The following is an 11337-nucleotide window of genomic DNA, read 5'->3' as shown; positions in this document are numbered from 1 at the left end:
TATCTTGATTTAGACCCACTAGACCTTTAAATCGCCGCCGCGTCTACAAACCAAGTCATTCTCGCTGAACCAAGCATCTCGAGGTTACTTGGGTATCGTGTAATTGTTTTTGTTATGAGAAAAGGGAAACTGGCGGCGCTCGAGGAACTGGTGTTTCAAATCGCACACTTAGAGCCAAATAAGCGTAGCTGTCAGAAGTCACCAAGCTCTGTCTTGAAAGTATCGGTGTCGTTGGAAGTGTATCGTGATGAAAAGTCGAGAAGTGGCTAAACGGACAAGGCTTGCCTTTGTGGCTGACCGAATTGTCGCCCTCTTCTATTTGGACCAACTCAAATCCGTTAAGCGTACATAGCGTCGCCCACACGCCCATGCTGTTACCATGAGCATTGATAACAGGCATCAGCGTCACTAGCACCCAACTGAGAGCACTAGCAAATAACATCGAGCGGTAAAAAGGAATTAATCTACGCATAACGGTGACTTAACAAATTTCACACAGCGTAACCAATTTTGAGTGATAGCTCAAAAAACAGTATCAATAAGTGGTTGCTACCTCACAGGTTTTCTTGAATGCATCGATTGACAGGCGCAAAAAAGCCCGCCGAAATGGCAGGCTGATGGTCATTTCTTCAAGTTGGATAAACGGTTAGCTAAACAGTTTGCTCCAGATACTTGGGTTGCGTTTGTCGTGGTACTCTTCACGAAGGCTATCGATTTCACGCAGTTGGTCTTTCGCTTCTTGTAGCTTGCCCGCATCAAGATCCGCTTCAATCTTATCTAGCGTTACCGTCAGCTTGTTAAAGCCTTCTAAGTAAGTATCAAACTTCTCTGGTGGGTAATTACCACGCTTAGATTGTTCAACAATCGCTTGCAAGCTATCAATCGCAGATTTCATGGTTTCGACATCAGATGCTTCTGCCGCCTGTTTGAATTCCATCTTCATCTGTTTCATGTTTTGTTTTAAATCAACCGCTTCTGCCATTGCGTATGTTGAGCCAAACGCAATCGCACACCCTAGGACTAAAGGACGTAACATTTTTCACTTCTCCATTTATAGTGCCGAATTCTGTGTCGGCTTTATTCACCCAAATAACCTACGCCATAAGAGGCGAAAAACTAGCTTAGTTGAGTATTTCCGGGTCGCAGTGTAAAGCAATCTGGCGTCGGGTGCATACCTTAAATGTAATCAAGTTTATGCGTTGAGAATGCTGTCATATTCTGCAATTGGTTTACGGCCTCTCAAAGCTAAGAAAGACAAAAACTGCTGAGCGGTGTGAGTAATCACTTTCTTGCTATCAATACCCACTTTGTCCATTAACTCTCCAACCAAATCCAGATTACCAACATCGTGACAGAAATGCGCGTCACTGCCCGTGGTGAAGAAAACACCGAGATCTTTCCCGATTTGTGCAATCTCGTGGCAACGGTCTACGCTGCCTACTCGGCTGTTGCCTTTCAGCGTGGTGTTATTAATTTCAATCGCGACATTGTGCTCTTTCGCGCACGCTAAAACGGTCTGAAAATCAAAGTCGAAATTTGGATTACCAAGATGACCGAGCGCATCAATACGACCACTCTGAATGACATTAACAAGTGCTTCCGTGTGAGTTTGCTTGTTTGCAGGACGAAAAACGGGTTCATGAAAACTCGCGATCACCCAATCTAAGTTGCGGTCCACACTCAGTGGAATATCAATGTCGCCTTCGGTATTCATAATGTTAGATTCAACGCCACGAATAATCGCAACGCCTTCAAGAAAGCGAGGCAGAATTTTCTGGTTCGAGAAGAACCAGTAATGAGGCGCACCCGGCATTGATTCTGCGTGATCGGTCGTGCAGAACATATCCAGCCCGTTCTCTTTTGCCAACTTTGCATTTTCAATCAAGGTACTGTACGCGTGACCACTGGCGTACGTATGTGTATGGGTATCAACTTTAAATTCCATCATCCACTCTCTTAGGTGCGCTATCTTGCGTGCTATTGTATACCTTCAGGCAACGCATCGTCAGCCCAAGATAAGCAAGAACCCTAAGCTTGCTCTTCACAAATGGCTTTTATCAAGGGTAAGGCTTTTTCCCATCCGTGATTAAACATGGAAACAAAGTCATTGTGAGTATGAATGGTAACATTGAGTAGTAAACGATCGTTGTTGGTATCGATCTGGTAGATCTCTCGCGATCCGATCCACCTAGATGCTAGGTCAGCATCGAGTTGTTGACGATTATCCGGATTAAAAATGGCAACATGATGAAATTCAAGTTTTTGAAGGGGTAGCACCGTATCTATGATCGCCCTTGTCCCGCCCATATCTGGATCAAAAAAAGTGATGCCACCTCCTTCTTCCCAAGCTCCTTCAAATTGAGACTGCGGTGAAAAGGCTTGCGCCCAACGTTTATACAACTCAACATCGGTTAGCACTTCCCACACTCGTTGCGGTGTCGCCGAAATTTCGACGTAATAATTTAGCGTAAGCATGATTTCTCTCCCTGAACCTTTCTTGACGCTAGCCCATACTCAGGAAAAATCAAACCACACGACCAATTTATCTACCTGCCCCCTTCATTTTCCGACAGACTAAGAAGTTCTCGCTTGTAAACCGCCACTGCGATGCGCCTTAAAGCGAACCCAACATGTGTTCAGTATGATTGCGAGCACTATTAAACTCATCCCAACAATTTGACTTTGACTCATTCGGTCTTCAAAAAACAGGCTCTGCCAAACCGCAGTGAACAATAAGTTAGTAAAAATGAGTGGTGCAAGTTGAGAGCCACTGCTTGCCAGTTTATATGCTTTGGAGCGAAAAACTTGGGTGTTAATGATCATCAGAGACATCATACCGATCCACAGCGTATTTGAAGAAATCTCAGGCGCCATAACACTCATATTAAGTAACACGTCGAAGTCGTTAAACAAAGTTAGCGGCAACAGAAATACGGCAGCAAAACCAAACGCCCAAAAGTTGATTTCTAGCGGCGACATATTTGTTTTACTCACTTTATATAACGTAAGCTGAGAACCAGAATTGAAGAGTCCACCAGCCAAGCCGAGCAATAAATCCGCTCGCCATGTGATCTCACTTCCACCGCCCGCCAACATAACCACACCAGTGAACGCCATTGCTAAAGCCGCCAATGTTGAAACACGAATGCGCCCCCTCATGAACAGCTTTTCAACCAAGGGAATAAATAATGGGCCAGTAGCAAACAAAACGACCCCCTCAACGAGCGTTAACGTTTGTAATGACGCGATAAAGCAAAGTTGTGACAAACCGATACAAAGAGCACGCAATAAAATAGGCTTTAGCGTGCCCGCTTTAGGAAAGGTAAGGTTTTTCACACGAAGTAAGATAAGCAAGATAAGCGCAGGCACCAAAAAACGTAAGAAGCTAAATAGTGTGACGGAAAGTTCGCCTGACAACTGCTTTGCTAACAGTCCAGTAACAGATAAGCTTAACGTAGACATCAACATGAAAAGGATAGATTTATTTACAGCATTCATTCAATACTCCTTAATATATGGAGCATTTTAAAAGACATCACTTATCGTAAATAGCGAGTAATATTAACCATTGATGTAAGAAAAACTTACAGTTTAACTTATCTATCACCAGCTACGGTTTTTAAATTATGCGGAAACTAGTCCCCTTAAAGTCCATCTACGCATTTGTTGCAGTAGCTGAGTCTGGCAGCATGACAGAAGCAGCACAGATATTAAGTGTGAGCCACTCAGCCGTAAGTCAGGCAATTAAATCGCTGGAGAGTCAAGTCAACAAGCCTCTATTTGATCGCATAGGCAGACAAGTTCAACTCAACGCGGACGGTAAAAAGTATTACAGGAAGGTGGCACCCGCTTTAGAGCAAATTGTCGATGCAACGGAAGCACTCATCCAAGATCAGAACTTGCAGCGTGTTACGCTCAATATGGTGAATTCATTGGCTCTTCACTGGTGGATTCCTCGAATGTCAGATTTACAAGGGTTTGCTCCTCAATTAGACGTTCGTTTATCAAACCTGTCTGGCAGATTCAATTTAGAACAAGAAGGTATCGACGCGGCCTTGGTGCATGGAAATCCCGAAGAATGGCAGGATTACTACTGCGAAAAGCTCAGTGAAGATGAACTGGTTTTGGTGTGCAGTCCTGAATTGATAGCGAAGACCAAGGACTCAAACATCACTCAACTCTTAAAGCAGTATCCCATCATTGAAGTTACTAACGAACGAAGAAAAAATGACTGGAACGTGTGGCTGGACGCGACGGGTATCCAGCGACCTAAAAATAAAAAACCAATCACTTTTAACATGTCGATACAAGCCGTCCAGGCCACAACTCGTCGTTTGGGGTTATTGGTCACTCATCGCTTGTTTGTGAAGGATGACATCAAATATGGTCAGCTAATCGAGCTGGGTGAACCCGTCATTAATCCTCATCAACAGCTTTACTTTGTATGCCCGCCACACAAGCTAAAGCTTGAATCGTTTCATCTGTTGCGATCTTGGCTACAACAATCATTCAACTATTAGAAACTTTTGTTAAGCACATTCACTGAAAAACTAGTATAAAGTTAGAAGAGCACTTTTCATCCAAGGATGGTTTATGAAGCAGTATCAAATATGGCTAAGCGCACTCTGTTTTGCAGTATCTTTGAGTACGACCGCTGAAGTAGAAAATGATAACCGCCTTTCAGAACAAGGGATCTCCACGGCAATTATTGGGGGTCAGCAGGCTACCCAAAACCAACTTCCTTTTTTTGCACGTCTTATTCTACATAAAACTGGCGCTAATCAGTTTGCCAATATTTGTGGGGGAACCATTGTAAACGACCGCTTCATTTTAACTGCGGCTCACTGCGTAGAACCAAGCGTTTTTACTGACGGCTGGACAATCAACGACCTACGAGTGTTAGTCAAAAACCCTACGATGAATGACGTGTTTGTTGAAGAATTCAAAGATGTTCGCTCTATCACGATTCATCCTGATTATGTGCCTAGCGATTTATGGATTAATGACATCGCTGTCCTTGAATTGACTCGCCCTATTACCGATAACGTTCAATCCATCACTTTACCGCAAGACTTTGGAGACTACAGCAGCAAGACGGTTTATCAGATATTCGGTTTAGGTCAGACCTCGACTAGTGATGAAAACGGGCCAAACTATTTACGCTGGGCAGAAGTAAAACCCCTTACCGACACCCAATGCGTTTCGTTGGTAACAGGGTTTAACGCTCAGGAAAGTTTATGTGCGAATGGATTTCCTGAACGAAGCTACACTGGCATCTGTCGTGGTGACTCAGGCGGTCCTCTCACCTATCAAGACAATAATGGCATGTATCAGCAAATTGGCATTGTGAGCTACGGTTCTTCAGTTTGCGAATCCGCTGCGATTCCAAGTGTGTTTACCGAGATTTTGAACTATGCAACATGGATTGAGACCCAAACCAGCTCAGGTGTAAAAACCAGTTATAACGCCCTCTTAGCAAGTTCGGAAGATTATCATAGCGAAGGGGACTCTGGCTTTGAGCCTGTCGATACCAACACATCTGGCTTTGGTAACAACGGCAGCAGTGGCGGCGGTGCTCTCGGATCAGGGTTGATCATGCTTGGAGGCTGGTTTGGTTGGCTAAGACACCGCAGAAATGATTCGCGCTCCTAGTTGCGTCAACAAGACATCATAATATCTTGCGCTTAACGCGAGAGTTAATGATGTCTTCAATCATCTTTTGCTCTTTTTTCGCTTTTTCATAGTTCTGCTTAGTACGCCAACGCTCAAGCACTTTTTCTAACCCTTGAACGCGTGCGTGCTTGTGTTCTAGTGTTTTCTGTACAGATGCACATTCCGCTTGCATAACGGCTTGCTCTTGCTCGTGGTGACGAAGCATTCTTTGTAGCATTTGGTCAACACGATTAAAGTTCATCAAAGCCGCGCTCGTCAGCGTCGGGCCGGTTCGGGTTGATTGTCCAGCGTGGCCTTTCAACGCCGATAACTGTTCCAATTGCATTGAAAGATGGGAGTGACGCTGACGCATGGCATCAAGTTGTTGACCCACACGATCACGCTGTTTTTCTTCCATTTGCTGTAACTTGCCTACGGCTTTTAACTTGGATTTCATTTCAGCCTTGTCACTCCCATTTGATTAAGCACTTTGAAAAAGCTGCGCGAGCTCGGTCAAACTAGTTGGGTAATCTACAGACTCATTGGCAGCTTGTTGTAGATATGCACGCAAGTTTGGATACATAGCAACAGATTGATCTAACTCAGGATCTTGTCCTGGTTGATAACCCCCTAATGGCAGTAACTCTTTAACCTGAAGGTAGTTGGAGTACATTTGACGGAAGTTATTCGCAATCGTGCTGTGTGCGTCCTGCGTACAAGTATTCATACAACGGCTAATAGACGCGTTGATATCTATCGCGGGATAATGCCCTTGCTCAGCTAGTTGACGCGATAAAACAACATGCCCATCTAAGATGGCGCGCGCGGAATCCACGACAGGATCTTGTTGGTCGTCCCCTTCTGCCAATACGGTGTAAATTGCCGTTAAGCTACCATGTTGATTTTCACTGTTACCCGCTCGCTCTAGGAGTTGAGGTAACACGCTGAAGACAGAAGGCGGATAACCACGAGAAGCTGGAGGCTCACCGAGCGAAAGAGCGATTTCGCGCTGTGCCATGGCGTATCGGGTTAGAGAGTCCATCAGAAGTAGAACGTCTTTGCCTTGGTCTCGGAAATACTCTGAAACGCGATGACAAAGTAGTGTCGCTCTTAACCTCATTAGCGGGGATTCATCAGCAGGAGCCGCGATAATGATCGCTTTCTTGCGCGCTTCTGGGGTTAAGTTTCTCTCGATGAACTCACGTACTTCTCTGCCTCGCTCACCGATAAGCCCGACCACAATTACATCGGCCTCCGTGTTTTTGGTGATCATCCCCATTAACACACTTTTACCGACGCCACTGCCAGCCATCAAACCAATACGTTGGCCTTTGCCTACCGTCAATAGTCCATTAATAGCACGCACGCCTACGTTGAGTGGTGTATCAACTGGGCGTCGCTTCAGTGGGTTAATCGGTTTTGGTTCAAGTGAAACTCGATCTCCCCCCTTAAGCGGTGCCCCATCATCTAACGGCTCACCTAAACCATTCAGTACGCGTCCTAACCACTGAGAGCTTAGCTGCACGGTACTGTCACCATCAAGAGGGATGACTTTTGCACCTGCAAACAGACCGCCTAAACGGCGGATAGGCATGAGGTAAGCAATAGTGTGTTCAAAACCCACAACTTGCGCTTCGATCATATCGCCTTCCGCGGTTTCTACGAGACAACGCTGCTCAAGCTTAAACCGACACCCTACGGCTTGTAACATTAGGCCGTTTACTTTTATCAATCGCCCTGTTACGCGAGCAACAGGGATTGAATCGAGCGAAGCCAAGGCTTCGCTCAAACGCTCACTTAATAGTTCATGGCTTAGGGTATTACTCATGCTCAGACTCTACCTGTGGAATACTGACTTCATCCAAAAGGTGTTGCTTTACATTGTCCATACAGGCTTCCAAGCGAGAGTCGCAGCTCGCATCCGCTTCTGCGTCATCAGTCACTAACTGACAGCCACCAATAGGAAGCTCCGTATTAGGGACCAGTTTCCAAGATTGCGGCAAATCAGCATTGATGTGAGTAATGCGCTCTAAATCTTGCGGATTTAAATGCACAGTTACTGTTTCCGCTTTACCAGGCATGGCAGACAATGTCTCGTCCACCAAAGCTAGGATCTGCTGAGGCATTAAAGTGAGCTCGGCACGAATCACTTGCTGAGCTACCTTTTGTACCAGTTCACAAATCATATGACGTTGTTGCTGCTCTTTTTCATCCTGCCAACGAGAAAGGGCGTGAAAAAGTTCATTGACAGGCTTCGCCGCCTCCAAAAAGCCTTGCTTTCCAGACTGCTCACCGGAAACAAAGCCTTTTTGGAAACCTTCTTTTTGGCCTTCCAACAGACCTTGTTGCTTGCCCTGTTCGATACCTTGGCGTAAGCCTTCCTCATGTCCTTGTTGCAAACCTTGTTGAAAACCTTCTTCAAGTTGCTGTTGGATATCAATTTGAGGTTCTTGCCAGCCTTGGTTATCTAGCCCGAATTCGTCTTCGATAGTCTTAGGTTGCGCTAAAGGAGGAAAACGGTGTAAACGATACCCGCTCGGAGGCAATCGCATAGTACTTGATTTTATCTCTAGCATGACCTTACTCCACCGTTGGCTCTTCATAGAGAAGCAGCTGAACTTCACCAGATTCATCCAGCTCACGTACCATTTGCATGATGTCTTGACGTGCTTTTTGAACTCGACTTAACGCAACAGCGCCGCGTGCGTCCATGTCATCTTCTAGCGCTTTCACCATACGTTGCGGCATTGAACGCTTAATAGCTTGTTGTAAGGTAATATCGGAACCTTTTAGCGCAACTGCCCACAACTCTAGCGGGATTTGCTGCACCAACATGTCCATAGTTTCTTCGCGTTGTCGGCCAAGAACCATAAAGTCGAACATGTTTTCTTCAATTGCATTAACAACATCTTCATCATGCAACTTCAGCATTTCCATCAATGAACCACGGTCACCTTCAAAGCGGTTAATGATATCTGCTGCTTGCTTAACACCTGATAACGGCGTGCTTTGACTTGCGGATACTTTTTCGATGCAACGCTCAACGAGTTCATGCAAATCAACGGCAACTTGATGATCGATATCTTGCAATTGAGCAATACGGAACAAGATTTCGTCATGGTAATCTTGTGGCAAGTGCTTCAATACCGCTGAAGAGCTGTCTGCTGGCAAATACGCTAGAAAAATTGCTTGCATTTGTGGGTGCTCGTTCACAATGAAACGAGCGAGAGTTTCTGCTTCCACCCACTGTAAGCGCTGCATATTGTTGCGAATTTCATCGCCATATAAGGTATTCAATAACCCTTTTGCCAAATCGTTACCCAACGCTTTACGCAATGTATTAGATAGGTATTCCTTAGAGGCTCCTCGAATACCGCTGTGCTCACGGAAATCTTCGAAGAAAGCTTGAATAACACCACGAGCAGAATCGCTCTTAATGCCATTTAACTTCGCCATTGCACGAGTCACACGCTGGGTTTCATCACGGCTAAAGTGTTGCAAAACCTTTGCTGCGGCATCCTCGCCCATGCCTAATAGCACGAGCGCGGTTTGTTCAACATAACTAAGCGTCTGCTTTGATAGAACTGTGTTCATTGATGTTTACCCATTGTTTCAGTATTTCGGCTACGCGCTCTGGCTCTTCATTAGCAATAAGCTGTAGGTGTTTCAATTGAATTTCTAATGGCGAACCTGCTGGTGGTAGCATGTCGCTGTTTACATCTAAACCTGAAGAGGCTGAGATGCCTTTTTCTGATAGGCGGCGATCAAGTACTTCTTCATGCTCGCGCTCTTCACGCGTTTGCAAGTTTTCGTAGTCAGGCTCTTCCTGAGGCTCAGCAAAATTTAGCTCAGGCACAGGTTTATCAACGCCAGTTAGGTGCATGATTAATGGACGCAGTACGAAGAAGATCATCGCCAAGCCTAACAAGCCACCAATAACGTAGCGTATTGGCTGCTGTACTGTAGGGTCTTGCCACCACGGCAGTGCAGGAGGAGCATCAATTTCGATTGGGGTGAAGTTGAAACTCATTAAACTTAAGCTGTCACCTCGTGTGGCAGAGATACCAACAGCATCCATGATCATGTTTGAGATTTGCTCTTTATCGGCTTCACTCCACGCCACACCATCTGGCGAAGCTTTGGAGTTCAACAGAACCGAGACACTAAGCTTTTCTATTTGGCCTTGTTGGTATTGAGTACGACGAACACTACTACCTACAGCATATTGACGATTCACTTCAGATCGCGCATTCGTGTTTTGGCTATCGTTCGTTTCCACTTCACCAGATCCTGTCACTGGCGGTTGGTTACTTAGAGAACCAGGAACACCCAATGCAATTTGATCAACCGAGTTGTTATGAATGGTGTGCTCATTACGCACAACCGGCGCGTTATCCAAAATTTCTTGTGTTTCTTCAACTTGGCTAAAGTCCAGATCGGCAGCGACTTGTACGCGGAAGTTACTCGGCCCCACAATCGGCGTAAGCATATCTGCTGCGCGTTGGATGATCTGTTTTTCAACACTCTTCTGGTATTCAAGATATTTCGCGTTTACTTTGCCGGCTTCCGCAGAAGCGACATCCGCACTAAGAAGACGGCCATACTGGTCAATGACAGAAACAAATTCTGGCTTCATTGCCGTGACACTACCGACCACTAGGTTAATGATCGCTTCAACTTGTTCAGGCTTTAAGTCTTCACCAGGTTTGAGCTCAAGCATGACAGATGCTGAAGGATTCTCACTGTTTTGGCGGACGAATAGAGTTTGACGAGGTATTGCTAAATGAACACGCGCGTTCGCTACTGAGTTCAAAGACATGATAGTACGTACTAACTCACCTTCTAAACCATGACGATAACGCGCTGTTTCCATAAATTGGCTCGTACCAAGAGAGCTATCTTCCTTGAGCGAATCCAAACCTGTCGGCAGCTTAGCTTTAACACCTTTTGATGCAAGCAACATGCGTACCTTCGCAACCTCACCTTCTGGTACAAGAACTTGTCCATTTTGCTCTTGCATGCGGTAGCTTACGCCTTCGCTTTCTAATACCGACACAATTTCGCCGATATCAAAACGCTCTTGTTGGCTATATAGCGGACGAAAGCTCTGCGAGGAACTCCATAGTGCAACCACAATAATCGCTGCAACAATCGCAGCTAACACCGCAGATAGCACTAAGTTTCTCTGACTGCTAGACCAGATTTGCTTCAGCTTCGTTGTCACATCGTCCATGCCGTTGGCAGTAGAAAATGTCTGTGCTGTGCCGGTAGCCATAGCTGTGTTTCCGGCGACTTGGGGGGTTAGTTCTGACATGAATTACACCGGCATCTTCATAATATCTTCAAATGAGGTCACGACTTTGTTGCGCACTTGCATCAAAGCATTAAAGGACAAGCTGGCTTTTTGGCTCGCGACCATTGCACCAACTAGGTCATCACTTTTTCCTGTTTCTACGGCCGTCATTTTTTGACTAGCCACTGATTGATGTTGATTCACTGTATCCAACACATTTGTCATCGCTTGTGAGAACGATAAAGGTGCGTTTAGTGATTGTTGATCTAAAGGATTTGCACTCACGATAAACTCTGGCGGCTGCACTTGTGCCTGCATCGCCTGCATTTTTGACAACATAAGTTGCTCTGCCGAGACCGCATGAGTAGGTTGACTTGCCATCTATTTTTTCT

General features: G+C 45.5%; 13 protein-coding genes. 2 read left to right on the top strand and 11 right to left on the bottom strand.

Annotation, left to right across the window (positions count from 1 at the left end):
- Positions 1–112: 112 nt before the first annotated feature.
- From R7P80_RS11480 to R7P80_RS11460, 5 genes are all read right to left on the bottom strand, one after another.
- Positions 113–472 carry a hypothetical protein gene (locus R7P80_RS11480; RefSeq protein ID WP_080276971.1) on the bottom strand — a complete coding sequence of 120 codons (360 nt, stop codon included), beginning with the start codon at positions 470–472 and terminating at the stop codon, positions 113–115.
- Positions 473–646: 174 nt separating this feature from the next.
- The gene (locus R7P80_RS11475; protein WP_225491626.1) at positions 647–1036 is read right to left on the bottom strand and encodes a cytochrome b562; all 390 of its coding nucleotides are present in this window, start codon (positions 1034–1036) and stop codon (positions 647–649) included.
- Positions 1037–1192: 156 nt separating this feature from the next.
- A complete protein-coding gene (locus tag R7P80_RS11470) occupies positions 1193–1945 on the bottom strand; it encodes a phosphatase (protein WP_005375066.1) in 753 nt (250 codons plus the stop codon).
- 83 nt (positions 1946–2028) lie between these two features.
- The gene (locus R7P80_RS11465) at positions 2029–2475 is read right to left on the bottom strand and encodes an SRPBCC family protein (RefSeq protein WP_170889967.1); all 447 of its coding nucleotides are present in this window, start codon (positions 2473–2475) and stop codon (positions 2029–2031) included.
- Positions 2476–2574: 99 nt separating this feature from the next.
- On the bottom strand, positions 2575–3498 hold the full coding sequence (locus tag R7P80_RS11460) for a DMT family transporter (protein ID WP_033906700.1): 924 nt from the start codon (positions 3496–3498) through the stop codon (positions 2575–2577).
- Between the two features lie 128 nt (positions 3499–3626).
- Between R7P80_RS11460 and R7P80_RS11455 the strand changes: the two genes are divergently transcribed.
- Entirely contained in the window at positions 3627–4520 is an 894-nt protein-coding gene (locus R7P80_RS11455; protein ID WP_033906699.1) for a LysR substrate-binding domain-containing protein, read from the top strand.
- Positions 4521–4593: 73 nt separating this feature from the next.
- Positions 4594–5652: a S1 family peptidase gene (locus R7P80_RS11450; RefSeq protein ID WP_225491625.1), complete on the top strand. Its 1059-nt coding sequence runs from the start codon at positions 4594–4596 to the stop codon at positions 5650–5652.
- Between the two features lie 16 nt (positions 5653–5668).
- Here R7P80_RS11450 and fliJ read toward each other — a convergent pair whose 3' ends face one another.
- The 6 genes from fliJ to fliE are packed head-to-tail and all read right to left on the bottom strand — an operon-like array spanning position 5669 to position 11326.
- Entirely contained in the window at positions 5669–6109 is a 441-nt protein-coding gene (fliJ, locus tag R7P80_RS11445; RefSeq protein ID WP_005384016.1) for a flagellar export protein FliJ, read from the bottom strand.
- Between the two features lie 24 nt (positions 6110–6133).
- Entirely contained in the window at positions 6134–7480 is a 1347-nt protein-coding gene (fliI, locus tag R7P80_RS11440) for a flagellar protein export ATPase FliI (RefSeq protein WP_005375057.1), read from the bottom strand.
- On the bottom strand, positions 7473–8228 hold the full coding sequence (fliH, locus tag R7P80_RS11435; protein ID WP_064354936.1) for a flagellar assembly protein FliH: 756 nt from the start codon (positions 8226–8228) through the stop codon (positions 7473–7475). The genes fliI and fliH overlap by 8 nt, the downstream gene beginning before the upstream one ends.
- Before the next feature lie 4 nt (positions 8229–8232).
- On the bottom strand, positions 8233–9246 hold the full coding sequence (locus tag R7P80_RS11430; protein WP_054702013.1) for a flagellar motor switch protein FliG: 1014 nt from the start codon (positions 9244–9246) through the stop codon (positions 8233–8235).
- A complete protein-coding gene (gene fliF / locus R7P80_RS11425; RefSeq protein WP_005384024.1) occupies positions 9215–10966 on the bottom strand; it encodes a flagellar basal-body MS-ring/collar protein FliF in 1752 nt (583 codons plus the stop codon). The genes R7P80_RS11430 and fliF overlap by 32 nt, the downstream gene beginning before the upstream one ends.
- A 3-nt stretch (positions 10967–10969) precedes the next feature.
- Positions 10970–11326, bottom strand: a complete 357-nt coding sequence (gene fliE / locus R7P80_RS11420; protein WP_005375045.1) for a flagellar hook-basal body complex protein FliE — start codon at positions 11324–11326, stop codon at positions 10970–10972.
- Between the last annotated feature and the right edge of the window lie 11 nt (positions 11327–11337).

Source organism: Vibrio sp. 2092 (assembly GCF_033339635.1).
In the GTDB taxonomy this organism is placed as follows: domain Bacteria; phylum Pseudomonadota; class Gammaproteobacteria; order Enterobacterales; family Vibrionaceae; genus Vibrio; species Vibrio alginolyticus.
This window is presented reverse-complemented; position numbering and strand designations above follow the sequence as displayed.

Bases quoted from the DNA above. Each gene is read 5' to 3' on its own strand.
- R7P80_RS11480 (WP_080276971.1), bottom strand. From the start codon at position 472: ATGCGTAGATTAATTCCTTTTTACCGCTCGATGTTATTTGCTAGTGCT.
- R7P80_RS11475 (WP_225491626.1), bottom strand. From the start codon at position 1,036: ATGTTACGTCCTTTAGTCCTAGGGTGTGCGATTGCGTTTGGCTCAACA.
- R7P80_RS11470 (WP_005375066.1), bottom strand. From the start codon at position 1,945: ATGGAATTTAAAGTTGATACCCATACACATACGTACGCCAGTGGTCAC.
- R7P80_RS11465 (WP_170889967.1), bottom strand. From the start codon at position 2,475: ATGCTTACGCTAAATTATTACGTCGAAATTTCGGCGACACCGCAACGA.
- R7P80_RS11460 (WP_033906700.1), bottom strand. From the start codon at position 3,498: ATGAATGCTGTAAATAAATCTATCCTTTTCATGTTGATGTCTACGTTA.
- R7P80_RS11455 (WP_033906699.1), top strand. From the start codon at position 3,627: ATGCGGAAACTAGTCCCCTTAAAGTCCATCTACGCATTTGTTGCAGTA.
- R7P80_RS11450 (WP_225491625.1), top strand. From the start codon at position 4,594: ATGAAGCAGTATCAAATATGGCTAAGCGCACTCTGTTTTGCAGTATCT.
- fliJ (WP_005384016.1), bottom strand. From the start codon at position 6,109: ATGAAATCCAAGTTAAAAGCCGTAGGCAAGTTACAGCAAATGGAAGAA.
- fliI (WP_005375057.1), bottom strand. From the start codon at position 7,480: ATGAGTAATACCCTAAGCCATGAACTATTAAGTGAGCGTTTGAGCGAA.
- fliH (WP_064354936.1), bottom strand. From the start codon at position 8,228: ATGCTAGAGATAAAATCAAGTACTATGCGATTGCCTCCGAGCGGGTAT.
- R7P80_RS11430 (WP_054702013.1), bottom strand. From the start codon at position 9,246: ATGAACACAGTTCTATCAAAGCAGACGCTTAGTTATGTTGAACAAACC.
- fliF (WP_005384024.1), bottom strand. From the start codon at position 10,966: ATGTCAGAACTAACCCCCCAAGTCGCCGGAAACACAGCTATGGCTACC.
- fliE (WP_005375045.1), bottom strand. From the start codon at position 11,326: ATGGCAAGTCAACCTACTCATGCGGTCTCGGCAGAGCAACTTATGTTG.